Source organism: Rhizobium sp. AAP116 (assembly GCF_001295785.1).
GTDB lineage: Bacteria > Pseudomonadota > Alphaproteobacteria > Rhizobiales > Rhizobiaceae > Allorhizobium.
The window spans coordinates 215229-240458 of sequence record NZ_LJIB01000007.1; the positions used below are offsets into that span (position 1 = coordinate 215229).

Here is a 25230-nt window from a genome sequence, read left to right on the forward strand (position 1 = left end):
CATCATGGACTCTTCATTTTTCGCGCTCGTTGCCCTCGTCCTCTTCTTCCTCCTGCTCGCCTACCTGAAGGTACCGGGCATGATGGCGAAGGCTCTGGATGAGCGCGCCGACAAGATCCGCGACGAGCTGGCCGAAGCCAAGCGCCTGCGCGAAGAGGCTCAGCACCTGCTGGCCGAATACCAGCGCAAGCGCAAGGAAGCCGAAGCCGAGGCTGCAGCCATCGTGGCCGCCGCCGAGCGCGAGGCCGCTGCCCTGACCGCGGAAGCCAAGCAGAAGACCGAAGAGTTTGTTGCACGCCGCAACGCACTCTCCGAGCAGAAGATCAAGCAGGCCGAGACCGAAGCCGTGAACGCCGTTCGCGCTGCAGCCGTCGACCTTGCGATCGCAGCTGCCGAGAAGGTCCTGGCCAAGAAGTCCGACGAAGCCGTGCAGCAGTCGCTGTTCAAGGCCTCCGTCGGTGAAGTGAAGTCGCGCCTGAATTGAGTTCGGCCGACCGCGGACAAGTTGCTGATTGTGACGCCCCGACCGGTCTCCGGTCGGGGCGTTTTCTTTTTCGATGTGTAGCCTGTCGAGATGGATGAAGCGCGACGCATGGCACGTCAGTGCTCGGTGCCGTGTATGCCCGGTTGTGGTTGCAGGTACGCGCAGATGTGAGGGCTAGAGGTCTGCGTCCGCTTGCGTGGCGGTGATCTTCAACGGTCGGAAACTCATCCGGTGCAACGGGCAGGGGCCGTGGGTCACGATCGCGCTGCGGTGGCGGTCCGTGCCGTAGCCCGCATGGACCTCAAAGCCGTAATCGGGATAGACGAGGCCAGCTCTCACCATCATCCGGTCCCGCATCACTTTGGCGACGATCGAGGCGGCAGCGATCGAGACAGATCGGGCGTCGCCCTTGACCACGGCTTCACCCGAGCACAAAAGACCGATCGGCACGTCGCGACCGTCGGCGAGCACATGCCGGGCCTCCTGATCGAGGCCGGCCACGGCCCGGCGCATGGCATCGAGGCTCGCCTTGCGGATGTCGATGAGATCGATGCGCTTGGGCGAGGAGGACGCAATCGAAACGGTCGCTTCGGCCAGGATATGCTCATAGAGGACCTCACGCTGGGCGGCGGAAAGCTTCTTGGAGTCGTTCAGCCCGTCGGGGATCCGCTTCGGATCGAGGATCACGGCTGCGGCGACCACCGGGCCTGCCAGAGGCCCGCGTCCTGCTTCGTCGGTCCCGGCCACCGGCCAAAGGCCCTGGCGCTTGGCGCGGCTCTCAAGTGAGAAATCCGGGACGAGGGGCAAGTCTGGAAAGAGGCCAGGAGAATCGGGTGGCGTGCGTCGTTTCATGCGGCAGAAATCGCACGCGCACCCGACCTCCTGCAAGTCCCCGGTCCCAATCGCGATCATGGCGAAAGGGGCGGCTTACCAGGGACTACATCCGGTGCGAGGCGGCGGACAACAGCACCGGAATACGAAAACAAACCCAAGTCAGAGCAGCGAGAGCTGCACTCCGTCGCTGTCGGGCGAGATGAACAGGTCTTCCCTGAGATGCAGGCTGCGGCGCATCAGGCCGAGCCGCTTGGTCGCCATCTCGAAGCGACGGCTGATCTGCCAGGCATAGGGACCGGCCCCTTTCATCCGCTTGCCGAATTCGGCATCATAATCCTTGCCGTCGCGCATCGAGCGAACCAGTGACATCACGTGACGATAGCGGTCCGGATAGTTCTGCAGTAGCCAGTCGCGAAACAGCGGGCTCACTTCGAGCGGCAGGCGCAAAAGCACATAACTTGCCTCTGTCGCCCCTGCGGCCCTGCCGCTGTCGAGAATCCGTTCGATCTCGTGATCGTTGAGAGCGGGAATGATCGGCGCCATCATAACGGCCACAGGAATGCCGGCCTCTGAAAGCGTCTTGATCGCCTCCAGCCGTTTGGCCGGTGTCGAGGCACGGGGCTCCATCGTCCGTGCCAGTTTGCGATCCAGCGTCGTCACCGAGATGCCGACTTTCACCAGCCCGCGCTCTGCCATCGACGTCAGGATGTCGATATCACGCAGGATGAGCGCGGACTTCGTCACGATCACAACCGGATGGTTCGCCTTGTCCAGGACTTCCAGGATCTGTCGCATGATGCGCCATTCCCGTTCGATCGGCTGATAGGGATCGGTATTGGTGCCGATCGCGATCGGTTTCACCTTGTAGCCCGGCTTCGACAGTTCCCGTTCCAGCAGGCGTGGCGCATCCGGCTTGGCAAACAGCTTGGCCTCGAAGTCGAGGCCTGCCGACAGGCCCATATAGCTATGCGTCGGTCGGGCGAAGCAGTAGATGCAGCCATGCTCGCAGCCGCGATAGGGATTGATCGAACGGTCGAAGGGAATGTCGGGTGAATCGTTGCGGGTGATGACCGTGCGCGGCTTCTCGACCTGAACTTCGGTCCTGAAGGGCGGCATGTCCTCGAGCGTATGCCAGCCGTCATCGAAGGCGACGCGCTCCTGGCTCTCGAACCGGCCGGCCGGATTGATCCCGGCCGCACGTCCGCGCCGCCGATCGATCTCGATCCGCATGCCGGACGCGTTCATCAGCGCATCGGCAATATCTGCCGTATTGCCGGGCTGAAAGGCAGCCTGGCTCACAAGAGACAGCTCGGTCATGTTTGGCTCCTCGCGGGCGTTCAAGCCTCGCTCAATGACTTTATTCCTAGCGGCAAAAAGAGAACAATGCAAGAACAAACTTCGGAAAACTGTCTGTGGCAAAACTTTGTGCAATGCGATAGATATAGGCAATGCTGACAGTGATCATGGAATGCCACGACCAGGAACCCGAGCTCGCACAGACCTTGTCCGTGCTGGTGGCCGGCGCTGTCGAGGGTCTGGTCAGCGATGTCATCGTGCTTGACCACGGCTCGACCGATGGTTCGTCCTTGGTTGCCGATGCTGCCGGATGCCGCTTTTATCAGCAATGGGACATGAAGGACGTGCTGGCGACGGCGCGGGGCGAATGGCTGCTGCTCATCGAACCCGGTGCGCGGCTCGGCCAGGGCTGGGTGGATGAGGTTGCGGAGTATGTCGCGCTCAACAAGGCGCCCGCCCGTTTCTCCGAATCGCGGCTTTACCGGCAGCCCTTCTATCGCCGGCTGACCCGCTCGACGCCGCTGCTCGAGAATGGTCTGCTGATCCCGAAACGTCAGGCACAGGGGCTGGCTGGCGAGGGCAGGGAACTGCTTCAGCTGGCGCGCGGGCACAAGCCGCGCCGTCTCGCCTCCGAGATCATTCCGTCCTGGGTCGCCCGCGAGGCGCGCCGCTGATCAGCCTTGGCTGCGCTTCAGATGCTCGTCGAGCCTGGGCATGATTTCCACGAAATTGCAGGGCATGTGCCGATAGTCGAGCTGCGGCTTGATGATACCGTCCCACGCATCCTTGCAGGCGCCGGGCGAGCCCGGCAGCACGAAGATGAATGTGGCGTTGGCAACGCCACCCGTCGCGCGGGACTGGATCGTCGAGGTGCCGATCTTGTCATAGGAGATGCGGTGGAAGACTTCGGAAAAGCCGTCCATGCGCTTTTCGAACAGCGGCTCCAAGGCCTCGGGCGTGACATCCCGCCCGGTAAAGCCCGTGCCACCGGTGGTGATGACGACATCGATCTCGGGCGTCTTCGTCCAGGTCTCGACCTGGTCCCGGATCGTCGTCTTGTCGTCCTTGACAATCGCCCGGGCAACAAGCCGGTGACCAGCCTCTTCGATGCGCGCGACCAGCGTGTCCCCGGATTTGTCGTCGGAAAGGCTGCGGGTGTCGGAAACGGTGAGCACCGCAATGCCAACGGGAATGAAGGGGCGGCTTTCGTCGATGCGGCTCATCGGCTCTCTCCCTGAACGGTACGTGTGAGGAGCACATACCAGTTCGGCCGATAGGCCGAAAGCGCCAAGGCCGCCTTCATCGCCGCAGCCTCGGTCTCGTAGAGCCCGAAACAGGTGGCGCCAGAGCCAGACATGCGCACAAAACCTGCCAGGCTCTGCCGCAGCAGATCGCAGGCCTCGGCAATCTCGGGCACCAGCGCTTCTGCCGGCGGCTGCAGGTCGTTGCGCAGGGCGGAGAGCGACTGCATCCACGCAGAGAGACTGGAAGATTGGTCCATCTCGCCGATCGGATCATTGTCGCGGCGCTGAAGGCTGCGAAAGATCTCCGGCGTGGAAACGGGCTTCAGCGGATTGACCAGCACCAGCGGTACGGAGGGCATGGCAACTGTCTCGATCGTCTCGCCGATCCCGCGCGCGCGCAGCGGCGTCGAGGCAAGGCACATCGGCACATCGGCGCCGAGCTGCACTGCGATCTGCTGCAACGTCTCCGCCGGCAGCTCCGCCTTCCAGAGCCTGAGGAGACCGCGCAATGTCGCTGCGGCATCCGCCGAACCACCGCCGATCCCCGACGCGATCGGCAGGCTCTTGTCGAGAAGAATGGAAACAGCGCCGTGTGGCTGGCCGCATTCATCGAGGGCGGCCCGAAGCAGATCGCGCGCCTTCAGAACCAGATTGTCATCGCCTGAAAGCGCAGCCCCGAAGCGCCCGACGATACGGAAACTGTCTGTGTCTGCCGTCTCGAAGGCGAGTTCGTCGCCGTCCTCGGCAAAGGTCACGAGACTGTCGAGAAGATGATAGCCGTCGTCCCGCCGACCTGTGACGTGCAAAGCAAGGTTGATCTTGGCCGGAGCCGTCTCGACGATCCGCTCCGGCCGGCGCTCTGCAATGTCTTTCATTCGGCTCAGGTCTTCTTGTCGTCTTTCTTGGGCTCTTCGACCGGTTTGGTCTCGACCTTGGCGGCATCAGACTCGATCGCCGGAAGGCCCTTGTCGATCTTTGCCTGGATCTTCGGAACTTCGACCTCTTCCGGCTCGGAGGCCAGCGCCCGCTTCCACTGATACTTGGCTTCCAGCTTGCGCCCGACGCGCCAGTAGGCATCGCCCAGATGGTCGTTGATCGTCGGGTCACCGGCACGCAGCTCGACAGCGCGTTCCAGTTCGACCACCGCCTCTTCGAAGCGACCAAGGCGATAATAGGCCCAGCCGAGCGAATCGACGATGTAGCCGTCGTCCGGCCGAAGCTCGACCGCCTTCTTGATCATCTCCAGACCTTCCTGGAGATTGCGGTTCATGTCGACCCAGGAATAGCCGAGATAATTCAGCACCTGCGGCTGATCGGGGTTGAGCTCCAGCGCCTTGTGGAAGTTTGGCTCCGCCGTGTCCCACTTCTTCAGCCGCTCATAGGCGATGCCACGCTGGAAGAAGACCGACCAGTGGTTCCGCGCCGGGTTCGGACCGATGATCTCGATCGCCTTGTCGTAATTCTCCGCCATGGCCGCATAATCCTTGGCATCGGACAGCACGCTGCCATAGGCGAGGTAGCTTCTGATATCCTGCGGATCGGAGGCGATGAGGGCGAGCAGATGTTCGCGCGCTTCCTGAACTTTTCCGGTTTCGGCGAGCGTCAGGCCGAGCTGGAGCTCGGAAATGCGGCGCATCGGCGAGCTCTCGGGCACCTGCCGGTAAAACGCGATCGCCTTTTCCGGCTGCTTTGCATTCTCGGCGATCCCACCGAGCAGGATCAGCGTGTCGGCGGCATCCTTGTCCAGCGCATGGGAAAGCTGGAGATACAGCATGACAGTGTCTTCGGCGCCTTCACGGTTCAGCGCGCCTCCGATCGAGAAGAGAACACCGGCCGCCCCCTGCGCCGCCGTTGTGACAACCGGTTTCGGCTGGCTGCCGGATTCGATCTCGGTGCGGAGCGCCTTGAAGGGGGCGAAGTTGGTGATCAGTTCGTCGCCGGCCGCGAGAGCATCGAGTGCCTTCTGCTTGTTGCCGGCCTGCGCCTCAAGTGTCGCAAGCGCGATCACCGAACGGGCAAAGGTATCGGGCGCCGTCGCTCCGCCATTGCGATCGGTCACCGTGTCGGTCAGCGCGCTGCGCGCGGCATCGACGTCGCCGATCATGGCGGCCATCACGCCGGCATTGTAGTTGCGGAAAATGCCGTACCAGCTCGGACCATCGAGATCCTGCACGAGCTTCAGGGCTTCCTCGCCCTTGCCCTCGCCGACCTTGGTCCAGGCGATCAGCAGCTGGTTCATCAGCCGGTCGAGATCGTTCGGCCCCTGATATTTGAAATGCTTGAGGGCTTGCGCATAGTCGCCGTCTCGCATGGCTCGAAAGCCGAGGGCTACGGAGGTGACGCGCTCCACGGCCGGATCGTTTTCCAGAACCTTGGCGAGATCCGCGCCCTCGTCGAACTCACCGTTCATGATGAGCGCGATCATAAGACGCTGCTGAAGCTCCAGCTCGTTCGGCGTGAATTCCAGGGCCTTCTTGTAGAACTTCACCGCGCTCGGATAATCGCGATCCGTTTCCGCAGTCCGGGCTGCCAGGAAGGCGCCCGCAAAGGATTCGACGCTACCGATATCGAAGCTCTCGGCCTCTGTGGACTGGGCAGTGGCAGCAGCAAGCGCCAGCGGCGCCTGCGAGACGCTGAGCAGCAGCGCGAGCGCGGTGCCGGCGAGAGTGCGAAGGGCAAAGCTTTGCCGCATGGACGAGCCTTTCAAGAACCGAGAGCAAGCGCAGGTCGCCCGCGCGCGGGCAATTGGCGATGATTCACGAATAGAATGGCTTTTTTGAAGCAGCCCCGCAAGGCAATCACGGGATCTGCGTCAATTCACGCGGGAGATGCAGAAGTCGATCACGTCGTTGAGGGCGCTCTTCCACGGCGTCTCGGGCAGCGGGGCCAGTGCATCGCGTGCGATGGTGCCGTAATGCTGTGCCCGCTGGATTGTGTCGGTGAGCGCGCCATACTTGCCGATCAGGCCGAGCGCCCTTTCGAGCCGCACATCATCGTTCAGCCCGCCTTCGATCGATTCCTTCCAGAACTCCCGCTCGGCAGCCGTGCCACGGCGATAGGAGAGGATGACCGGCAGGGTAATCTTGCCCTCGCGGAAATCATCTCCGACATTCTTGCCGGTCTCGGCAGCCTTGCCGCCGTAGTCGAGCACGTCGTCGACCAGCTGGAAGGCAAGGCCGAGATTCATGCCATAGGATTTCAAGGCGCTGCGGGTCGCCTTGTCAGTGCCGGCGACAATCGGGCCGACTTCGGCGGCAGCCGCAAACAGCGCTGCCGTCTTGGCGCGGATGACAGCGAGATAATCGTCTTCCGTCGTCTCCATGTTTTTGGCGACGGAGAGCTGCAGCACCTCACCCTCGGCGATCACGCAGGCCGCGGTCGAGAGCACGTCGAGCGCCTCGAGCGAGCCGACTTCGACCATCATGCGAAACGCCTGACCGAGCAGGAAGTCGCCGACCAGCACGCTCGCCTGGTTGCCCCAGATGGTGCGGGCTGTGTTTTTGCCACGGCGAAGATCGCTCTCGTCCACCACGTCGTCATGCAGCAGCGTCGCCGTGTGCATGAACTCAACGGAGGTCGCGAGCTTGATGTGATGGTCGCCCTCGTAGCCGAACATGGCGGCTGTCGCGAGCGTGAGCATCGGGCGTAGTCGCTTGCCGCCCGATGAGATCAGGTGGTTTGCCACCTCCGGGATCATCTGAACGTCAGAGCCTGCCTTCGACAGGATCAGCTGATTGACGCGCTCCATGCCGCTTTTGGTCAGGTCCACCAGAGGCTTGACGGATGCCTGTTTGTTTTTGCTTTCCTCAAGCGGTATGACTACGCCCAACGCACCGGACTCCTGTTCAGTTTGGTCGCCGACCATAAAAAGCCCGGAAGGCCACGGCAAGGGGCGAATTGCCTCGGTCTGGGCCTGAAAGCCGGTTTAGCTGTTAACAGTGAGTTCTGAAATCGATGCATGAGATCATTCGCAGCAACGACGTCGTCCTGCTCTCCTTTGCCGAAAGCCTGATGCGCGACGCCGGGATCGCTTCGATGATCGCAGACCAGTCCATGAGCATCCTCGAGGGTTCGCTCGGCATGCTGCAGCGCCGCCTGTTGGTCGATTCGGACTGTGTCGACCAGGCCCGCCGCATCCTGACCGATGCCGGCCTTGGGGCAGAACTGCGCGACCGCGAAGCGTGAGGGCGCGATGGTCACAAGACTAGAGCCCCTCGTCGACAAGCCCTTGGCCGAAACGGTCGACGCCTTTCATCGTGGCCGCTTTCATCTCGTGCAGCCGGTGGGACGCGGCCATCGCGCCGGCATGGATGCCATGCTGCTCGCCTCTCTCGTTGTGGACGATCGCCCGATCCGGGTTGCCGATCTCGGTGCTGGAGCAGGAGCCGCCGGTCTGGCCGTTGCCACCCGCCTTCCCGATGCTGCCGTCGTGCTTGTCGAGCGCTCGAGCGATATGGCCGCCTTTGCCCGCAAGAGCCTCGCACTGCCGGAAAACGCTAAGTTCGCGCAGCGCGCCGAGGTTATCGAGGCCGATGTCACCTTGACCGGCAAGGCGCGCTTCGCAGCGGGCCTCCCTGACGACAGCTTCCACCACGTCATCATGAACCCGCCCTTCAACGATCCCGGCGACCGCAAGACGCCGGATGCCCTGAAGGCGGAAGCCCATGCGATGACAGAGAACCTGTTCGAGAGCTGGATCCGCACGGCAGGCGCGATCGTGATGCCCGGCGGTCAACTCTCCCTGATTGCCAGACCACAGTCGATCGCCGAGATCATCGCCGCTTGCGGCAGGCGCTTCGGCGGCCTGGAGATCACGGCGATCCACCCAAGGCCGGGCGAAAACGCAACCCGCATCCTGGTGACCGCAATCAAGGGCTCGCGGGCGAAGCTACAGCTGCGCGCGCCTCTCCTGATGCACGATCGGGTCGAAAGCCATGCCTTCGCCCCCTTGGTCGACGACCTGAACAACGGCCGCGTGGGCTATCGGCGCCTGCGTTGAAAACACTGATTTTTTAGCAGAACCATTGTGTTCGCTCTCCGGCTCCTTACATCTCCGCTCAGAGTGATGATCCTGAGGAGTTGAAACGCGACCATGGCAGACTTTCTGAAACGGCTGGTTCCCAAGCGCTTCCAGAAAAAGGGCGTCGTCATTCCGGTCGTCAGGCTGCACGGACCGATCATGAGCGGCGGCTCGCGCTTTCGCCCTGCCTTGAACCTCTCCTCGGTTGCCGGCCAGCTGGAAAAGGCATTCGGCATGAAGGATAGCCCCGCCGTGGCCCTGTCGATCAACTCGCCGGGCGGTTCCCCCGTCCAGTCGCGCATGATCTATGATCGCATCCGGGCGCTGGCCGAAGAAAAGAACAAGCGTGTGCTCGTCTTCGTCGAGGATGTCGCAGCCTCCGGCGGCTACATGATCGCGATCGCCGGCGACGAGATCATCGCCGATGCGACCTCGATTGTCGGCTCGATCGGTGTCGTCTCTGGCGGTTTCGGCTTCCCCGAACTCCTGAAGAAGATCGGCGTCGAACGCCGTGTCTACACGGCGGGTGAGAACAAGGTGATCCTCGATCCTTTCCAGCCGGAGAAGGAAAGCGACATCGAATACCTGAAGACCCTGCAGCTTGAGATCCACGAAATCTTCATCGACATGGTCAAGGCGCGCCGCAGCACGGTGCTTGCAGACGATCCGGCAATCTTCTCCGGTCTGTTCTGGACGGGCCGCAAAGGCCTGGAACTCGGCCTCGTCGATCGCCTCGGCGGCCTGCGTGAAGAAATCAAGACCCGCTACGGCAAGGATGCGCGCCTCGAACTGATCGGTGCCCATAAGGGCCTTTTCGGCCGCCGCGCGGCAGGTGTCGGTGCTTTTGCTGCGCCTGACCAGATCGCGGTTCAGGCAGTCGCCGGCCTTGCCGAGACACTCGAAGAAAAGGCACTATGGGGTCGCTACGGTCTTTGACCGGAATGACGAAGAAGGGCTTAACGGCGAGGGGACATGGCGCAGCTGATATTTCTGACGATCCTGGTGGGGGGCGCCTGGCTGCTCTATCGCCGCTTCGTCGCGGATGCGGAGAAACTGGTGGCAAAATCGCGTGCTGAGGAAAAAGAACGCGAGAACCAGGCAATCGGGACGCTCATTCAGGATCCGGAAACGGGTGAGTATCGCCCTCGCCGCGAGGATGATGACTAATCGGCATGCCGTGGCTTGAGTACGGCACGTCGAGACGATACCTAAGGAAACAAGCGGCGTTCCGGGCGTTTTGAGACCCACTTCGCGTATCGCCCAGTCCCGGAGTCCCATGAGCCAGACAATGCATTTTCTCGGTATGCCGGGACAGGTGGCAGACGAAATCAGTGCATTCGACTGGAGCAGCACATCACTTGGGGGCGCGGAATACTGGCCGCCCGCCTTGGTGACGACGCTTCGGCAGGTTCTCGCCACCCGCCAACCCACGTGCTTCTGGTGGGGAGACGATCTTCTCCAGCTCTACAACGACGCCTATCTGCCGATGCTCGCCGGTCGGGAGAAAAGCGCGCTCGGTCAGCCGTTTCGGGAGTATTGGGCCGATGTCTGGGACGGCATCGAGCCTTTCGTGCTGCGTGCGCAGGCGGGCGAGGGCACTTGGATCGAGAACCTTCCCTTGCGAATTTTGCGCAACGGGATCATGCAGGACAGCTTCTGGACCTTCTCCTACAGTCCTCTCTACGACGACCAAGGAAAGATTGCTGGCCTCTTGAACGTTGTCACCGAGACCACGAGCGCGGTTTTAGACCGTCAGGCGCTTGAAGAGGCCTATCTCGAAGCGCAAAAGCACCTCGACGAGCGAGAACAGTATGAGGACGAACTCAAGCTGTTGAACCGCGAACTTGCGCACCGGATGAAGAATACGCTCGCCATGGTCCAGTCGATCGTCAGCCAGAGCCTGCGCGGCGCAACCTCGATCCCGGAAGCGGCTGCGACGATCGGCGGACGCATCCAGACGCTCGCCAAGGCGCAGGACGTGCTCACCGGGATGAGTGTCACCGCCGCCGAGATTACCGCAATCACGCGAACGGCTGTCGCGCCCCATATCGATGGCGACGATCGGATCTCGATCGTCGGGCCTGAGGTCTATCTCTCCGCCCAGCAGGCTCTTGGTCTATCGCTCGCGATCCACGAGCTTGCCACCAACGCCACAAAATACGGCGCCCTTTCGCGACCGGAAGGCCGCATCAGCGTCCGCTGGAGCAAGGGCGAGTACAACCGTTTCACCTTCGACTGGCAGGAAAGCGGCGGCCCGCCGGTGACGGAGCCGACCCGTCGCGGTTTCGGCTCGCGGCTCACTGAACGTGTCGTCTCCGATCTCTTCCAGGGGCAGGCCGCTATCCGCTTCGAGCCCACGGGCGTGTCCTTTTCCCTGATCGGCAAGCTGCACGATGCGGATGATCTCGACAACTGATCCATCCGGGCTTGCCAAGCCGAGAGCCGAGACGCTTGACCCTTCCGCCCGCTCATGGCACCAGACGGGCCGCAACCTGAGCCAACCCGATGGATAGCCCGATGACCACGCCCCTTGCCCCGCACATGGACCCCAAGCGCTCCTTTCAGGCGCTGATCCTGACGCTGCACGCCTACTGGGCGGACAAGGGATGCGCGGTGCTGCAGCCCTACGACATGGAAGTCGGCGCCGGCACCTTCCATCCTGCGACCACGCTGCGGGCGCTCGGGCCGAAGCCCTGGCGTGCCGCTTACGTGCAGCCCTCGCGCCGTCCCTCCGACGGCCGCTATGGCGAAAACCCGAACCGGTTGCAGCATTATTACCAGTATCAGGTCATCCTGAAGCCGAACCCGTCCAACCTCCAAGAGCTCTATCTCGGCTCGCTCAAGGCGATCGGCCTTGATCCGCTGCTGCATGACATTCGCTTTGTCGAAGACGACTGGGAAAGCCCGACGCTGGGTGCCTGGGGTCTCGGCTGGGAATGCTGGTGCGATGGCATGGAAGTCTCGCAGTTCACCTACTTCCAGGCTGTTTGCGGCATCGACTGCTCGCCGGTTGCAGGTGAACTCACCTATGGTCTCGAGCGCCTCGCCATGTATGTCCAGGGCGTCGACAACGTCTACGACCTGAACTTTAACGGCCGCGAAGGCGAAGAGAAGATCTCCTACGGCGACGTTTTCCTGCAGGCCGAGCAGGAGTATTCCCGCCACAACTTCGAATTCGCCAACACCGAGATGCTGCATCGCCATTTCATCGATGCCGAGAAGGAATGCCAGGCCCTGCTCGCGGCCGGCGCCCCCTCGGACTCTGAAAACCAGCGTCTGCACAAATGCGTCTTCCCGGCCTATGACCAGTGCATCAAGGCTTCCCACATCTTCAACCTGCTCGACGCCCGCGGCGTCATATCGGTCACCGAACGCCAGGCCTACATTGGCCGCGTTCGCGCGCTGGCGAAAAGCTGCGGCGAGGCGTTCCTGCTGACGGATGCCGGTGGGGCGAATTTTGGCCGGGCTGCCTGAGCTTTCTAAAACTCCAGCCCCGCCGCCACCCGGTTCTCGATCCGGACCACCAGTCCGTGGATCTTCGCCATCAGCACGTCGAAGTCGATGGGCTTGGTAAGGTAGCTCTCGGCACCTGCGCCTAAGCCCTCGATCATCTTTTCCCGGTCTGCGAGCGCCGTCAGGAAGAGGAAGGGCATGTTGGAGAATTGCGGGTGGTTGATCTGCAATTCGCCGAGCATGGAGATACCGTCCATCTCCGGCATGGTGATGTCGGAAATCACGATATCAGGCCGATGGGTGAGGATCTTGTCGAGGCCCTCCTTGCCGTTTTCCGCCTGCAGCACGCGAATTCCGGCATCCTCCAGTTCCTCGGCGATCAGTTCGCGGACGTCTCTTTCGTCTTCGACGCAAAGCACGGTGATCATGGCAGTTTTCCTTTCTGACCCTTGGTTCAGGCGGCGCTGACCTCCGGCGCCGGTTCGGCAGTGTCTTTGGCTGCAGGTCCCTGTACCGGCAGCACAAGCGTGAAACAGGTGCCCTTTCCCCGTTCGCTTTCGACAAAGATGTCGCCGTCATGCAGGGTCACGATCTGCTTGACGAGCGACAGGCCGATCCCCGTGCCGGCAATGCCGGTCGAGGTGCGGGCGCGGAAATAGGGCTGGAAGAGTTTCGGCACATCCTCCGCGTCGATGCCGACGCCTTCGTCTTTGACTGAGAGAAAGACAAAGCCGTCTTCCTCCCAGCCGCGAATGGTGATGTCGGGCGCGCGCGGCGCATATTTGACGGCGTTGGACAGCAGGTTGGTCAGCACCTGGGAAATCCCCAGCGCATCGCATCGAATGACGGGCGGCAAAGCCTCGATTTCGGCGTCGAACCGGTGATGCTGGGATGAGAGCTTCTGCCGCTTGATGGCCTGCTCGATCAACTTGTGCAGAGAGCAGTCGACCAGTGTCAGCTCGATCTTGCCGGTGTCCATGCGCCCGGCAGACAGGAAGCTCTCCATCAGCACTACCATGCGGGCAACGGCCGATCGGATCTGCTGCGTCTTGTCCGCGAGAAAGCGCGTCTCCATCTCGCCTTTCTTGCGCTGGATGCGCTGCGCAGCACCGTCGATGATCGCGAGCGGCGTGCGGAATTCGTGGCTGGTCATCGCCACGAACTGCCGCTGCATCGCGTTGATGTTCTTCTCCTGCTGCAGTGCCTCTTCCAGCGCTGCTGCCTGGGCGGCGATTTCGGCGGTGCGCTGATGGACCGTTCTTTCGAGCGCATCGCGGTGGCGGATGAGATCCTTTTCGGCCCGCTTGCGCAGCGTGATGTCGGAGTAACTCAACACATAGCCGCCATTCGACAGCGGCTCCGAGCGCACGGCCAGTACCTTGCCACTTTTGCGTTCGCGCTCAAAGCTGTAGGGCAGGCCGAGGGCTGCCTGCTCAATCCGCTCGCGCACCATGACTTCTGGGTCGCCATCGCCCCATTCTCCGCGGTTGGCATTGTAGCGGAGGATGTCTTCGAACTTGGAACCAGGCGGAAACATCTCCGGCGGAATGTTCATCAGGTCGTAGAGTCGCCGGTTTGCCATCAAGAGCCGCGAGCGATTGTCGAAGACGCCGATCCCGCCGGGAATGGCATCGAAGACCTGTTCCAGCAGCCCAAAGGCCTTGCGCTGGTCGGCAGTTGCAATTGCAACCTCGGCAAAGAGGTCAGAGGAGGGGCCGCGGATCCGCCAGACATGCACCTTGACCGGATAGACAGTCCCGTTCCGCCGCCGCTGGATCGCGTCGAAGGTGACGCTCTGGGCAGTGCCTTCGACGAGCGGCATGAGCTTGGCGCGATAATCGAGTTCGGAGATTCCCACCTTGAGCGAAGCAGGTGTCATGCCGGTCAGGGCTTCGCGCGCATAACCCGTCCGGACACTCGCCGTCGCATTCGTCCGGCTGATCGTGAAGCGCTGCGGCTCGAATATATAGATCTCGTCGGTCGAGAGCTCGACCATGTCGAGAAGGGAAGACGTGCAGCCATTGCGCTGCTGGATGATCGGCCCGATGTCCTGGGCGAGCAGCCGGAGTGCCGACAGGCTTTCCAGATTGATGGGCCTTTCGCTCCGGCTGAAGAAGACGCCGATGCCGAAATCCGGATTGCCGGGCAGGCTAATGGGTATCCAGTAGGGGTGGAGGTCTTCGCGCTCGGCGATACATTCGGGCATGCACACGCCCGGCGGCAGGTCGATCGGCAGGTCCAACTGGTCCGCCGTGTTGTGATGCAGCAGCCGTTGCCGGTCCTGTCCCGCGTCGCGCACATAGATCGCCGCCATCTCCGAAAGATCGAGTTGCGGTAGCGCAGTGATGATCGAAAGAATTTCCTTCAGCGTATCGCTGAGCCGTCGATCTGGGATCGCCGCCTTCAGAATTTCGCGGCTGGCGAGCAGGGCCCACGAGGGCAGAGTATTCCAGGTCATAGCTTGCATGCGACAGCTCCGCTGCAAAAACCTACCGAATGCTCACATTAGTGGTCTCGGATTAACAGAGCGGCTCCCGTATGTGTCGAATTTGAAGCAAACTTCCATGGCGTTTTCCGGCTCGCCGTCTCGGGCTTGCCGGAACTTCGATCATGACTTTCCCATATTGACCCGCTAACGTGCGGCCATATCAGCTGGGAGCCTGCCATTCATGTTTACGACACTGGCCATCATCGCCGCCATCGGCGCCTACCTCGTCTTCATCTACAACGGTCTGGTCAAGGCCCGGCAGATGGCGGAGGAAGCCTGGTCGGGCATTGATGTGCAGTTGAAGCGCCGGGCAGATCTCATCCCCAATCTGATCGAGACGGTTAAGGGGTATGCCGGCCATGAGAAGGAGACGCTGGAGAACGTCGTCGAATTGCGCAACAAGGCCCAGGCCGTGCCGGCGGGCGATGTCGCTGGCCGCGCCCAGGCCGAAGGCCTGCTCGGGGCGGCGCTGGGCCGGATCATCGCGCTGGCCGAAGCCTATCCGGATCTGAAGGCCAACGAGAACTTCCTCGAGCTGCAGCGTTCGCTCGAAACCGTTGAAGGCGAGATCCAGATGTCGCGCCGCTATTACAATGGCGCGGCCCGCGATCTGAACGTCAAGGTCGAGAGCTTCCCCAACAACCTCGTCGCCGGCCAGTTCGGCTTCTCGAAGAAACCCTATTTCGAGATTGCCAACGAGGCCGACCGTGCGGTACCGACGGTCAAGTTCTGACGTCCACTTCCAGCGGGTTCCGGAAAACTGTTCTAAGGTTTTCCAACCAGAACCCGCGACCGGTTAAACAGGCAAAGCATGCTTCTTTGCAGGCCTGCTGAAGACCATGCATAGAGACTGAGATCAATGACGACTGACAGTGTGACCATCCTTCCGCCCACCCATGCCCTCACCGGCAAGGTGAGTCCTCCGGGTTCGAAATCCATCACCAACCGTGCTTTGCTGCTCGCAGGCCTCGCCAAGGGGACGAGCCGCCTGACCGGCGCGCTGAAGAGCGACGATACCCGCTACATGGCCGAAGCGCTCCGTCAGATGGGCGTCACCGTCGAGGAGCCGGATGCGACCACCTTCGTCGTCACCAGCACGGGCGAGTTGAAGTCGCCTGCGGAACCACTTTTCCTGGGCAATGCCGGCACCGCCACTCGATTCCTCACCGCTGCCCTCGCGTTGGGCAAGGGCCGCTACGTTGTTGATGGCGACGAACACATGCGCAAGCGGCCGATCAAGCCGCTGGTTGATGCCCTGCAGTCGCTCGGCGTCGCGATTGCCGCGCCCTCGGGTTGCCCGCCGGTCGCCATCGATGCCAATGGCGCCTTCAAGAAGAACCACGTCGTCATTGATGCGGGCCTGTCGAGCCAGTATGTCTCGGCCCTCCTGATGGCGGCGGCCTGCGCCGACCAGCCCTTCGACATCGAACTTGCCGGTGCCGATATCGGTGCGCGCGGCTACATCGACCTGACGCTGTCGGCCATGCGTGCATTCGGGGCCAAGGTCGAGCAGCCGACGCCGGCCTCCTGGCGCATCGAGCCGACAGGCTATACCGCGACCGATTTCCACATCGAGCCGGATGCCTCTGCCGCCACCTATCTGTGGGGTGCGGAAGTCTTGACCAGGGGCCAGATCGACATCGGCACGCCATCGGATGCCTTCACCCAGCCGGACGCCAAGGCCTATGAAGTGATCGCCCAGTTCCCGAACATGCCGGCCGTGATCGATGGCAGTCAGATGCAGGATGCGATCCCGACGATTGCCGTGCTTGCGGCCTTCAACGAGACGCCCGTGCGCTTCGTTGGCATCGAGAACTTGCGGGTCAAGGAATGCGACCGCATCCGCGCCGTCTCCACTGGCCTCAACAACATCCGCGAGGGCCTGGCCAAGGAAGAGGGCGACGACCTCGTGGTCTTCTCGGCCCCGTCGCTCGCAGGCCAGTCGCTGCCGGCTGACATCGATACCTTCGCCGATCACCGCATCGCCATGAGCTTTGCGCTGGCTGGCCTGAAGATCCGCGACATCACCATTCTCGACCCCGGCTGTGTCGCCAAGACCTATCCCGCCTACTGGGATGCGCTCGCCTCACTCGGCGTCGAACTCGTCAGGAACGATCCGAAATGACCTCACTGCTTCGCCTGTGCTCCGCCTTCCTTCTCCTCATCTGGATGGCATGCGGCGCGCAGGCTGAAGAGGTCATCCGCGACTACCACGCCGATATCGTGGTCCTGCCCGACGCTACGATCGAGGTGACGGAAACGATCACCGTCAATGCCGAGGGCAACGAGATCAGGCGCGGAATTTTCCGCGACTTCCCGCTTTATGCCCAGGATGCGCGGGGCTTTCGCCAGAAGGTCGATTTCGAGCTGATTTCGGTTGAACGGGACGGTCGGCCGGAAGCCAACCATACCGAAACCGTCTCCGGCGGCATCCGTATCTATACCGGCTCAGCCGACGTCTTCCTCCAGCCAGGCGAATACACCTACACCATAACCTACTGGACCGGCCGGCAGATCCGTTACTTCGACGATCACGACGAGCTCTATTGGAACGTGACAGGCAATGGCTGGCTCTTCCCGATCGATCGCGCGGGCGCGACCGTCACGCTTCCAGATGATGCCGTTCCGACAAGAACCACCGTCTACACCGGTCCATCGGGTTCCACCGCTCAGAACGCCCGTGAAATCCCGGGATCGAACGGTCTCGAATTCCAGACCACGCAGCCACTGAGCCCGAACGAAGGCCTGACCATCGTGCTCGCCTTCGACAAGGGCGTGGTGGCAGCGCCCTCGTCGGAAGACAGCACCTGGTGGTTCATCCGCGACAACCTCAACACCATCATCGGCTTCGGCGGCCTGGCCGTCATCTTCCTCTATTACCTGCGCTCCTGGGTCGCCGTCGGCCGCGATCCGCCAAAAGGTATCGTGGTCCCCCGCTGGGATCCGCCGGAAGGCATCTCTCCTGCGCTAGTTAATTACATCGATAACAAAGGCTTCTCAGGTGCCGGCTGGACAGCACTTTCCGCCGCAGCACTCAATCTCGCAGTTGCTGGCTATGTCGAGCTCGATGATCTCGACAGCAGCATCACCATCCGCCGCACGAAGAAGACCGTCACCAGCAAGCTGCAGTCCGGTGAGGCTGCTCTGATTGCGGAAATTCCGTCAAGCGGCGACACGCTCGTCATCGACAAGGCCAACGGCAAAAAGGTGCAATCGGTCGGTAACCGCTTCCGCCAGGCGATCGAGAAGGAACACCGCAACAAGTACTACAATGGCAATCCCGGCTACACTTCGCTCGGCATCGGCCTCTCGATTGCCGTGGTCGCAGCACTTTTCATTTTCGGAGACCTCGACGAGGACGTCTATGCGCTGATCTTCGTGCCGACCTTCTTCTCGGTGTTCTTCGGTACTTTCACCATCGGGCTGGTCAACTCGTTCAGGCGGGGCCGCTCTCTCTTCAGCAAGATCATCGCCGTCCTGGCGCTGGCCCTGATCGGCTTTGTCGCGCTCTCCACCATGAGCCTGATGCTGATCTCCATGTGGATGGACCTCGAATCCACCCACCAATTCCCGGTGCTCATCGCCTTCGGTGGCATCCTCCTGGTCAACCTGCTCTTCTTCTTCCTGATGGGCGCGCCGACGCCGCTCGGCCGCAAGCTGATGGACGGCATCGAGGGCCTGCGCATTTATCTGACATTGGCCGAAAAGGACCGGATGAACATGGCCGGCGCGCCGACGATGTCGCCCAGCCATTTCGAAAAGCTCCTGCCTTACGCGGTGGCCCTCGGCGTCGAAAAGCCCTGGTCGCGGACCTTCGAAACCTGGCTCGCAACCGCTGCCGCAGGCGCCGCGACCGCCGCCTACAGCCCCGGCTGGTATCACGGCAGCAATCCCGGCGGGTTCGGTGACCGCATCGGCGGCTTCTCATCTTCCATGGCCTCGACGATCGCCTCCACCATCCCGACACCGCCTCCTTCCAGCTCCTCGTCCTCGTCAGGCTTCTCCGGCGGCTCCTCCGGCGGTGGCGGCGGCGGCGGTGGCGGGGGAGGGTGGTAGCCATCCACCTCCCCCTTGTGGGGGGAGGTCGCGCGTAACGCGCGGGTGGGGGTGATCCCCTGGCCGCCGCCTGATCCACCCGCCATTTTGCGCCGATCCATGGATGACTTTTGTCGCAGGGCTTGCTAAGTCCGCCGCAGCCTCAAGCAACATCTCGAAAAGTCAGACCCGATGCCCGATCTCCTGCTCGAACTCCGCTCCGAAGAAATCCCGGCCACGCCGCGCACCCGCAGCGCCGCAGGCGCGAGGACGCGCAATCAGGAAAACGGCATGCGGGCCTCGGAGAACACCAATGCCTGATCTTCTGCTCGAACTCCGCTCCGAGGAAATCCCCGCCCGCATGCAGCGCAAGGCGGCTGGCGATCTGAAGAAGATGGTCACCGATGCGCTTGTCGATGCGGGTCTCACCTATGAGGGCGCGCGCGAATACTGGACGCCCCGGCGCCTGACGCTGGATATCCGTGGCCTAACCGCCCGTTCCGCCGACATCAAGGAAGAGAAGAAGGGCCCAAGCGTCTCGGCGCCTCAAGGAGCGATCGACGGCTTCCTGCGCGGCGCTGGCCTCACCTCGATCGACCAGGCCATCATCAAGACCGATCCGAAGAAGGGCGATTTCTACGTCGCCTACATGGAAAAGCCCGGTCGTGCGGCGGAAGAAATCATCGCCGATGTCATGCCCGGCATCATCAGGGCCTTCCCCTGGCCGAAGTCGATGCGCTCGGGCTTTGCCTCGATGCCCAAGGGATCCGGCTATGGCGGCATCGAGGGTAAGGGCATGGAAAGCCTGCGCTGGGTGCGCCCGCTGCAGTCGATCGTCTGCACCTTCGGCCCCGAGCATGACGAAGTGCAGGTCATCCCCTTCGAGATCGATGGCATTGTGGCGGGCAACGTCACCTATGGCCACCGCTTCCACGCGCCTGATGCCATCACCGTCAAGCGCTTCGACGACTACGTTTCGAGCCTGGAGCGCGCCAAGGTCATCCTCGATGCCGAGCGTCGCAAGGACATGATCCTGCACGACGCCCGCGACATCGCCTTTGCCAATGGGCTGGAACTGGTCGAGGACGAGGGCCTGCTGGAGGAAGTCTCCGGCCTCGTCGAATGGCCGCAGGTCCTGCTCGGCACGTTTGAAGAGGATTATCTCTCGATCCCGGCCGAGATCATCCGCCTGACCATCAAGACCAACCAGAAGTGTTTTGTCGTGCGCCCGCAGGGTGAGACGGACAAGCTCTCCAACCATTTCATCCTGATCTCTAACATCCAGGCCACCGACGGCGGCCGCGAGATCATGCATGGCAATGGCAAGGTCGTGCGCGCCCGCCTGTCGGATGCGTTGCACTTCTGGAAGCGCGACCAGGGCGACCTGCCGGACCTCGACACGCTGAAAGCCTCTGCCGCGAAGTTCGACCTGGATCTCAAGAAGCCGCTCGACCAGCGCATGGCCAAGCTCGACGCGCTGAACGTCACCTTCCACGCCAAGCTCGGCACGCAGGGCGAGCGCGTCGCGCGTATCCGCGAACTGGCCAAGGTGCTGGCCCCGATCGTCGGCGCTGATGCCGCCCTCGTTGACCGCGCCGTGGTGCTGGCGAAAGCCGACCTGCGCACCGAAGCCGTCGGCGAATTCCCCGAACTCCAGGGCGCGATGGGCCGCAAGTACGCAGCTTTGCAGGGCGAAGATGCATCCGTAGCTGCTGCCATCGAGGACCACTGGAAGCCAAACGGCCCCTCGGACCGTCTGCCGGAAGACAAGGTGGGTCTGACAGTCGCGCTCGCGGACAAGCTGGACACGCTCGCCGGCTTTTGGGCGATCAACGAAAAGCCGACGGGTTCGAAAGACCCATATGCTTTGCGTCGCGCGGCGCTCGGTGTAGTTAGGATGATTTTGGAGGAGGGCATACGTCTGCGCCTTTTGGCGGCTATCGATGCGCAATTGGTGCTGCCAAGCCATGCTGCAAATGGACCGAGGGTGCTCGAAAAGCAGAAGCTGCAAGATCGTGATGTTTTCACGCTGAGCATCGACCTCCTCTCCTTCTTCCACGACCGCCTGAAGGTCTATCTGCGCGACCAGGGCGCCCGCCACGACATCATCGATGCCGTGCTGACGCCCGAGGCCGACGACCTCCTGATGGTCGCTCGCAAGGCCGAAGCCTTGACCGCCTTCATCACCTCGGAAGACGGCCTGAATCTCTTGGCCGGCACCAAGCGCGCCACCCAGTTGCTGGCAGCCGAAGAGAAGAAGGGCACCGTCGTCGCCGATGGCGTCTCGGAAGCGCTGCTGAAGCTCGACGCGGAAAAGTCCCTCTTCGCCGCCATCCAGTCCGCCTCGAAATCGGCAGCTGACGCTGTGGCATCGGAAGACTTCCGCTCCGCCATGCAGGCGCTCTCGACGCTCCGCGGCCCGGTCGACAAGTTCTTCGAGGACGTCCTGGTCAACGACGAGGACGCCGCCATCCGCGCCAACCGTCTGGCGCTCCTGAAGGCGATCCGCGAGGCGACTGCAACGGTCGCCGACTTCTCCAAGATCACAGGCTGATGATTTGAGACCCCGCTTCGGCGGGGTTTTTCATTTCCAGTGACCGTTTTCTGACCGCGATATCTTGTGTTATTCTTGACGCGAAGAAAGCCGGAGGCCACTCGCATGAACAAGCCCGTCCAGGTGACCATCGCTGAGCCCTTTGACAGCTTCATCGACGCCCAGCTCGAAAGCGGCCAGTTTAAGTCGGCGCAAGAGGTGGTCGAAGCCGGTCTGCAGCTTTTGAAGGAGGAGCAGGCCAGGGTCGAATGGCTGCGCAACGCGCTGATCGAGGGGGAAAACAGTGGGCCCTCCGTTTCTTTCGATCCAGAAGATCTCATGACTTCCGTTCGCGAAAGATGGAAAAGCCGTGGCTGAGATCCGGCTCAGTCCGGCCGCACGCCAGGATTTTCTCGAAATCGGTGACTACACGCGGGATCGATGGTCTGAGGATCAAGCCGAGCGATACCTCAGGCAGATCCTTGCGATGATCGGGGAAATCGGAGTCCATCCGTTTTCAGGCAGCGAGGTACCTTCATTGCGGCCTGGTTACCGCCGCAGGCGTTGCGGCTCACATCTGATCTTCTACGTCATTCTGGAGGATAGCATGGTGGAAGTTGTGCGCATCATTCACGAGCGAGCCGACTATCTGGGTAAACTGGACGACTGACCTTGATGCCCCCCAAGATTCTCATAAGCGCCTGCCTGCTCGGGCGCCCTGTCCGTTACGACGGCAAGGGCAAACCCCTCCACGATCCCCTGATTGAGCGTTGGAAGACCGAGGGCCGGATCGTCGGTTACTGCCCCGAACAGGCCGGCGGCCTGCCGACGCCACGTCCACCCGCTGAAATCGAAGGCGGCAAAAACGGTGACGATGTCCTTGCCGGTCGGGCCCGGGTGTTGGAAGTGACAGGCGGCGACGTCACTGCGGAATTTATCGAGGGTGGCCGCAAGGCCGTGGCCTTCGCCCGCGCGCAGGATTGCCGCTTCGCGCTCCTCATCGACGGCAGCCCCTCCTGCGGCTCCGGCTTCATCTATGACGGCTCGTTTTCCGGCACCCGCCATCCCGGTTTTGGCGTCACCGCAGCCCTGATGCGTCAGGCCGGCATCGAAGTCTTCTCCGACCTGGAACTCGACAAGCTCGAAGCACACATCAAAAGCATCCGCTGAAACGAGAAAGGCCGCCGGATTGCTCCGGCGGCCTTGTGTTCATGGAAGCGGTGTTCGCTCAGCTCGCCATGCGATACTGCGGCTGGCCGGCACCAGCCTGGCTGGTCTTGAAGCTGCGGATCAGGTCCAGCAGGTCGCCGGTGTCGTTGGCGAGAACCTCGGCCGAAGCTGTCGTTTCCTCGGCCATTGCCGCATTCTGCTGGGTTGCCGTATCGAGCTGGTTGACTGCGGACGAGATCGACCGAAGCGTCGTGTCCTGCTCCTGGGCGCTGTGCGAGATCTTCGAGACGATGTCGTTGGCGCTGGCGATCTGGTCGGAAATGCGCTTCAGCGCTTCGCCGGTCTGGCCGACCAGCTGCACGCCCTGTTCGACCTGAGCCGACGAGCGGGCGATCTGGTCCTTGATCTCCTTGGCGGCAGCCGCGGAGCGCTGGGCAAGCTCGCGAACTTCCTGCGCAACGACGGCGAAGCCCTTGCCGCTTTCGCCCGCACGGGCCGCCTCGACACCGGCATTCAGTGCAAGGAGGTTGGTCTGGAAGGCGATTTCGTCGATCACGCCGATGATCTTGGTGATCTCGGCGGAAGACTGCTCGATGCCGCTCATGGCGTTGATTGCCTTGGTAACGATCTCGTCGCTCTGGCGCGCCTCGTCGCTAACCGTGCCGACGCGATTGGCGGCTTCCCGCGCACCATCCGCCGTCTGGCGAACTGCGACGGTCAGCTCGTCGAGGGCGGCAGACGTCTCCTCGAGATTGGCGGCCTGACGTTCGGTGCGGGTGGCAAGCTCACCCGAGGCCCGACGGATCTCTTCCTTCGATACGGCAATATCGTTGCCCTTGAGGTTGACGCGTGCCATGGCCTCTTCGAGACGGGCGAGCGCATCGTTGAAGTTGTCACGGAGTGCCGCATATTTCGGGCCCAGATCGGCGCAACGCACCGTCAGGTCGCCATGGGCGAGCTGTTCCAGCGACTGGCCGATGGTCGAAACGACGTGCGCCTGCTGGCGAGCTTCAGCAAGCTGCGCTTCTGCATTCTGGCTGCGTTCGCTGTCGAGTTCGCGTTTCTGCTCTTCCTGGCGGGCTGCGAGCGCATGGCGCTCGCGCACCTTGTCCTGCAGGCTCTTCGTGGCGGTCGCCATCATGCCGATCTCGTTGCTGAGGTCGGTATGCGGTATGGCAATGTTGACATTCTCGTCGGCCACGGCTTCCAGCGCGTCATGGATCGCCTTGAGCGGGGTGGTGATGTTGCGGATGACGAAATAGGCCGCGATCAGAGCAAGGAAGAAGATCCCGGCGGACATGCCGACCGTCTTCATGATGCTGGACCGGATCTCGGCCTTCAGGTCGTCGGTATAGAGGCCCGTGACAACGACGAGGTTCCAGGGCTCGAACGCCTTGCCGTAAGCGGCCTTCGGGAAGCTGTAATCGTTCGGATCCTGGCCCGGCTTGGGACCGATGAACTCTACGAAACCGCCGCCGGCGCGACCGAGCTTGACCAGTTCGTCGCGGTAGAGGAAGCCGTTGGGGTCGCCCTTGCCCTTGCCGGAATTGCCGACCAGTTTGGTATTGGGATGAAAGACCATCACGACGTCGTAGTCATAGGCGAAGAAATAGCCGTCCGGCTCGAAGCGCATCTTTCCAACCTGCCCGTAAGCGAGCTTCTGGGCCTCCTCGACGGAGAACTCGCCAGCCGCGGCGCGGTCGTTGTAGTCCTTCATGACCGAGAGCGCCGATTCCACCTGTGTTCTCAGAAGTTCATAGCGCTGCTGGTAGATGGTCTCGGTGGAGGAGCGGACCTGCAGATAAGTGGCGGCGGCAAAAGCCGCCATCAGGCCACCGATCAGCAAGATCAGCTGGAAGGAAATCCGGAGGTTTTTCATGGGCGAGGGAGCTTTCGTCTGTCGTGCGGTTCGGGCGCCAGGGAGGTGGAACAGTCGAACGGATCGGCACGTCATGTCCCGAGGATTTGCAAGACAGCCTCGCCTTTAAAGATTTAAATGAATTTAAGCGTCCACAGATGCGGCGATATGAAAAAATACCGATGATATATGGGGGAGGGGCTCACGACATAACGCCCGGGACTGGGCCGGGCGTTATGTCCGTGTCGACCACGAGAGACCGCCGCGCCCGGATCGTTAGGCGGGCGGATGGGGGGGATTAGTTTAGACGCAGGTCGAAGCCTGCCAGCGCCGGTGCCTTGTCGGCCTCGACCGGTGCGTCGACGGCGGCGGTCGTTGCGCCATGGTCGATCTCGTTGGCGGCGGGCAGGCCGCCCGCGACGATGGTCGAGCCGTCGGTGGCCCAGCCTGTCGCGGATGTGTAGACCACGACGGGCGAGCCGCCGAGCCAACTCTCCACCCGCTTCAGCTTCTTTTCGCCATCTACATCGACCACTTCCGCGGTCTGGCTGCCGCTTGGAACGGTGGGGACCTGATAATCTGTCCGTCCGACCCGCGCAGCGGGCGGCGGGCAGTGGGCGCAATCGATCGTCAGAATGCTAGGCTGGCTCGCGGAAAGTCCGGTCACGGTCGAGATCGAACCGGCCTGAGCCGGCATGGCAAGCGCCGAGACGGCAAGCATCATGGATGTCGAAACGATGAAACGCATCACGTTATTCCCCGATTGTTGGGATGAACATTAGCGATCGTTTCTTTCGATCCGGTCAGGAGCTTTG

General features: G+C 62.2%; 26 protein-coding genes. 16 read left to right on the plus strand and 10 right to left on the minus strand.

From position 1 onward, the window contains the following. The first annotated feature begins 4 nt into the window (after positions 1–4). Positions 5–484 (plus strand): F0F1 ATP synthase subunit B, encoded by a 480-nt coding sequence (locus IP85_RS06405; RefSeq protein WP_054148837.1) that lies wholly within the window; start codon positions 5–7, stop codon positions 482–484. A gap of 174 nt (positions 485–658) precedes the next feature. Here IP85_RS06405 and IP85_RS06410 read toward each other — a convergent pair whose 3' ends face one another. Both IP85_RS06410 and IP85_RS06415 read right to left on the minus strand, forming a co-directional pair. After that, positions 659–1336 (minus strand): ribonuclease HII, encoded by a 678-nt coding sequence (locus tag IP85_RS06410; RefSeq protein WP_054148838.1) that lies wholly within the window; start codon positions 1334–1336, stop codon positions 659–661. A 141-nt stretch (positions 1337–1477) separates the two neighbouring features. Next, positions 1478–2635: a PA0069 family radical SAM protein gene (locus IP85_RS06415; RefSeq protein WP_054148839.1), complete on the minus strand. Its 1158-nt coding sequence runs from the start codon at positions 2633–2635 to the stop codon at positions 1478–1480. A 131-nt stretch (positions 2636–2766) separates the two neighbouring features. Between IP85_RS06415 and IP85_RS06420 the strand changes: the two genes are divergently transcribed. Beyond that, positions 2767–3288, plus strand: coding sequence for a glycosyl transferase (locus tag IP85_RS06420; protein WP_054148840.1), 522 nt, complete (start codon positions 2767–2769; stop codon positions 3286–3288). Here IP85_RS06420 and moaB read toward each other — a convergent pair whose 3' ends face one another. The 4 genes from moaB to IP85_RS06440 form a co-directional block, all read right to left on the minus strand. Next, the gene (moaB, locus tag IP85_RS06425) at positions 3289–3837 is read right to left on the minus strand and encodes a molybdenum cofactor biosynthesis protein B (RefSeq protein ID WP_054148841.1); all 549 of its coding nucleotides are present in this window, start codon (positions 3835–3837) and stop codon (positions 3289–3291) included. Next, positions 3834–4733, minus strand: a complete 900-nt coding sequence (locus tag IP85_RS06430; RefSeq protein WP_054148842.1) for a 4-(cytidine 5'-diphospho)-2-C-methyl-D-erythritol kinase — start codon at positions 4731–4733, stop codon at positions 3834–3836. The genes moaB and IP85_RS06430 overlap by 4 nt, the downstream gene beginning before the upstream one ends. Before the next feature lie 5 nt (positions 4734–4738). Beyond that, complete coding sequence (locus tag IP85_RS06435) at positions 4739–6550, minus strand: tetratricopeptide repeat protein (protein ID WP_054148843.1); 1812 nt, start codon at positions 6548–6550, stop codon at positions 4739–4741. A gap of 120 nt (positions 6551–6670) precedes the next feature. Beyond that, positions 6671–7687, minus strand: coding sequence for a polyprenyl synthetase family protein (locus tag IP85_RS06440; RefSeq protein ID WP_054148844.1), 1017 nt, complete (start codon positions 7685–7687; stop codon positions 6671–6673). Positions 7688–7812: 125 nt separating this feature from the next. Between IP85_RS06440 and IP85_RS06445 the strand changes: the two genes are divergently transcribed. From IP85_RS06445 to IP85_RS06470, 6 genes are all read left to right on the plus strand, one after another. Continuing rightward, on the plus strand, positions 7813–8043 hold the full coding sequence (locus IP85_RS06445) for a DUF2007 domain-containing protein (protein ID WP_054148845.1): 231 nt from the start codon (positions 7813–7815) through the stop codon (positions 8041–8043). A 7-nt stretch (positions 8044–8050) separates the two neighbouring features. After that, the gene (locus IP85_RS06450) at positions 8051–8857 is read left to right on the plus strand and encodes a methyltransferase (RefSeq protein ID WP_054148846.1); all 807 of its coding nucleotides are present in this window, start codon (positions 8051–8053) and stop codon (positions 8855–8857) included. Between the two features lie 93 nt (positions 8858–8950). Next, a complete protein-coding gene (locus IP85_RS06455) occupies positions 8951–9814 on the plus strand; it encodes a S49 family peptidase (protein WP_054148847.1) in 864 nt (287 codons plus the stop codon). A 36-nt stretch (positions 9815–9850) separates the two neighbouring features. Next, complete coding sequence (locus IP85_RS06460; RefSeq protein ID WP_054148848.1) at positions 9851–10045, plus strand: hypothetical protein; 195 nt, start codon at positions 9851–9853, stop codon at positions 10043–10045. Between the two features lie 109 nt (positions 10046–10154). After that, positions 10155–11294: a PAS domain-containing sensor histidine kinase gene (locus IP85_RS06465; RefSeq protein ID WP_054148849.1), complete on the plus strand. Its 1140-nt coding sequence runs from the start codon at positions 10155–10157 to the stop codon at positions 11292–11294. 125 nt (positions 11295–11419) lie between these two features. Further along, positions 11420–12352, plus strand: coding sequence for a glycine--tRNA ligase subunit alpha (locus tag IP85_RS06470; protein ID WP_140829073.1), 933 nt, complete (start codon positions 11420–11422; stop codon positions 12350–12352). Between the two features lie 5 nt (positions 12353–12357). On the opposite strand, the gene IP85_RS06475 is transcribed toward IP85_RS06470, so the two are convergent. Further along, positions 12358–12759 (minus strand): response regulator, encoded by a 402-nt coding sequence (locus IP85_RS06475; protein WP_054148851.1) that lies wholly within the window; start codon positions 12757–12759, stop codon positions 12358–12360. A 26-nt stretch (positions 12760–12785) separates the two neighbouring features. After that, the gene (locus tag IP85_RS06480) at positions 12786–14798 is read right to left on the minus strand and encodes a PAS-domain containing protein (protein WP_069042027.1); all 2013 of its coding nucleotides are present in this window, start codon (positions 14796–14798) and stop codon (positions 12786–12788) included. Positions 14799–15000: 202 nt separating this feature from the next. Here IP85_RS06480 and IP85_RS06485 point away from each other — a divergent pair, with 202 nt between their 5' ends. The 8 genes from IP85_RS06485 to IP85_RS06515 all read left to right on the plus strand — a co-directional run bounded on the left by IP85_RS06485 (position 15001) and on the right by IP85_RS06515 (position 22557). After that, positions 15001–15552 (plus strand): LemA family protein, encoded by a 552-nt coding sequence (locus IP85_RS06485; RefSeq protein ID WP_054148853.1) that lies wholly within the window; start codon positions 15001–15003, stop codon positions 15550–15552. Between the two features lie 126 nt (positions 15553–15678). Beyond that, positions 15679–16944 carry a 3-phosphoshikimate 1-carboxyvinyltransferase gene (locus IP85_RS06490; protein ID WP_054148854.1) on the plus strand — a complete coding sequence of 422 codons (1266 nt, stop codon included), beginning with the start codon at positions 15679–15681 and terminating at the stop codon, positions 16942–16944. Further along, entirely contained in the window at positions 16941–18875 is a 1935-nt protein-coding gene (locus IP85_RS06495; protein ID WP_054148855.1) for a DUF2207 domain-containing protein, read from the plus strand. Before IP85_RS06490 ends, IP85_RS06495 begins: the two co-directional genes overlap by 4 nt. Before the next feature lie 171 nt (positions 18876–19046). Further along, positions 19047–19175, plus strand: a complete 129-nt coding sequence (locus IP85_RS22625; protein ID WP_280949600.1) for a hypothetical protein — start codon at positions 19047–19049, stop codon at positions 19173–19175. Continuing rightward, a complete protein-coding gene (gene glyS / locus IP85_RS06500) occupies positions 19168–21408 on the plus strand; it encodes a glycine--tRNA ligase subunit beta (protein ID WP_054148856.1) in 2241 nt (746 codons plus the stop codon). Before IP85_RS22625 ends, glyS begins: the two co-directional genes overlap by 8 nt. A gap of 105 nt (positions 21409–21513) precedes the next feature. Beyond that, a complete protein-coding gene (locus IP85_RS06505) occupies positions 21514–21765 on the plus strand; it encodes a type II toxin-antitoxin system ParD family antitoxin (RefSeq protein WP_054148857.1) in 252 nt (83 codons plus the stop codon). After that, a complete protein-coding gene (locus IP85_RS06510; protein WP_054148858.1) occupies positions 21758–22057 on the plus strand; it encodes a type II toxin-antitoxin system RelE/ParE family toxin in 300 nt (99 codons plus the stop codon). The genes IP85_RS06505 and IP85_RS06510 overlap by 8 nt, the downstream gene beginning before the upstream one ends. Further along, positions 22054–22557 carry a DUF523 domain-containing protein gene (locus IP85_RS06515; protein WP_054148859.1) on the plus strand — a complete coding sequence of 168 codons (504 nt, stop codon included), beginning with the start codon at positions 22054–22056 and terminating at the stop codon, positions 22555–22557. The genes IP85_RS06510 and IP85_RS06515 overlap by 4 nt, the downstream gene beginning before the upstream one ends. A gap of 58 nt (positions 22558–22615) precedes the next feature. On the opposite strand, the gene IP85_RS06520 is transcribed toward IP85_RS06515, so the two are convergent. Both IP85_RS06520 and IP85_RS06525 read right to left on the minus strand, forming a co-directional pair. Beyond that, positions 22616–24436, minus strand: a complete 1821-nt coding sequence (locus IP85_RS06520; protein ID WP_054148860.1) for a methyl-accepting chemotaxis protein — start codon at positions 24434–24436, stop codon at positions 22616–22618. Between the two features lie 277 nt (positions 24437–24713). After that, positions 24714–25163 carry a plant virulence effector HPE1-like domain-containing protein gene (locus IP85_RS06525; RefSeq protein WP_054148861.1) on the minus strand — a complete coding sequence of 150 codons (450 nt, stop codon included), beginning with the start codon at positions 25161–25163 and terminating at the stop codon, positions 24714–24716. Positions 25164–25230 lie beyond the last annotated feature (67 nt).

Excerpts from the sequence above, each read along its gene's own strand:
- IP85_RS06405 (WP_054148837.1), top strand. The coding sequence starts at position 5 with ATGGACTCTTCATTTTTCGCGCTCGTTGCCCTCGTCCTCTTCTTCCTC.
- IP85_RS06410 (WP_054148838.1), bottom strand. The coding sequence starts at position 1,336 with ATGAAACGACGCACGCCACCCGATTCTCCTGGCCTCTTTCCAGACTTG.
- IP85_RS06415 (WP_054148839.1), bottom strand. The coding sequence starts at position 2,635 with ATGACCGAGCTGTCTCTTGTGAGCCAGGCTGCCTTTCAGCCCGGCAAT.
- IP85_RS06420 (WP_054148840.1), top strand. The coding sequence starts at position 2,767 with ATGCTGACAGTGATCATGGAATGCCACGACCAGGAACCCGAGCTCGCA.
- moaB (WP_054148841.1), bottom strand. The coding sequence starts at position 3,837 with ATGAGCCGCATCGACGAAAGCCGCCCCTTCATTCCCGTTGGCATTGCG.
- IP85_RS06430 (WP_054148842.1), bottom strand. The coding sequence starts at position 4,733 with ATGAAAGACATTGCAGAGCGCCGGCCGGAGCGGATCGTCGAGACGGCT.
- IP85_RS06435 (WP_054148843.1), bottom strand. The coding sequence starts at position 6,550 with ATGCGGCAAAGCTTTGCCCTTCGCACTCTCGCCGGCACCGCGCTCGCG.
- IP85_RS06445 (WP_054148845.1), top strand. The coding sequence starts at position 7,813 with ATGCATGAGATCATTCGCAGCAACGACGTCGTCCTGCTCTCCTTTGCC.
- IP85_RS06450 (WP_054148846.1), top strand. The coding sequence starts at position 8,051 with ATGGTCACAAGACTAGAGCCCCTCGTCGACAAGCCCTTGGCCGAAACG.
- IP85_RS06455 (WP_054148847.1), top strand. The coding sequence starts at position 8,951 with ATGGCAGACTTTCTGAAACGGCTGGTTCCCAAGCGCTTCCAGAAAAAG.
- IP85_RS06460 (WP_054148848.1), top strand. The coding sequence starts at position 9,851 with ATGGCGCAGCTGATATTTCTGACGATCCTGGTGGGGGGCGCCTGGCTG.
- IP85_RS06465 (WP_054148849.1), top strand. The coding sequence starts at position 10,155 with ATGAGCCAGACAATGCATTTTCTCGGTATGCCGGGACAGGTGGCAGAC.
- IP85_RS06470 (WP_140829073.1), top strand. The coding sequence starts at position 11,420 with ATGGACCCCAAGCGCTCCTTTCAGGCGCTGATCCTGACGCTGCACGCC.
- IP85_RS06475 (WP_054148851.1), bottom strand. The coding sequence starts at position 12,759 with ATGATCACCGTGCTTTGCGTCGAAGACGAAAGAGACGTCCGCGAACTG.
- IP85_RS06480 (WP_069042027.1), bottom strand. The coding sequence starts at position 14,798 with ATGCAAGCTATGACCTGGAATACTCTGCCCTCGTGGGCCCTGCTCGCC.
- IP85_RS06485 (WP_054148853.1), top strand. The coding sequence starts at position 15,001 with ATGTTTACGACACTGGCCATCATCGCCGCCATCGGCGCCTACCTCGTC.
- IP85_RS06490 (WP_054148854.1), top strand. The coding sequence starts at position 15,679 with ATGACGACTGACAGTGTGACCATCCTTCCGCCCACCCATGCCCTCACC.
- IP85_RS06495 (WP_054148855.1), top strand. The coding sequence starts at position 16,941 with ATGACCTCACTGCTTCGCCTGTGCTCCGCCTTCCTTCTCCTCATCTGG.
- IP85_RS22625 (WP_280949600.1), top strand. The coding sequence starts at position 19,047 with ATGCCCGATCTCCTGCTCGAACTCCGCTCCGAAGAAATCCCGGCCACG.
- glyS (WP_054148856.1), top strand. The coding sequence starts at position 19,168 with ATGCCTGATCTTCTGCTCGAACTCCGCTCCGAGGAAATCCCCGCCCGC.
- IP85_RS06505 (WP_054148857.1), top strand. The coding sequence starts at position 21,514 with ATGAACAAGCCCGTCCAGGTGACCATCGCTGAGCCCTTTGACAGCTTC.
- IP85_RS06520 (WP_054148860.1), bottom strand. The coding sequence starts at position 24,436 with ATGAAAAACCTCCGGATTTCCTTCCAGCTGATCTTGCTGATCGGTGGC.
- IP85_RS06525 (WP_054148861.1), bottom strand. The coding sequence starts at position 25,163 with ATGCGTTTCATCGTTTCGACATCCATGATGCTTGCCGTCTCGGCGCTT.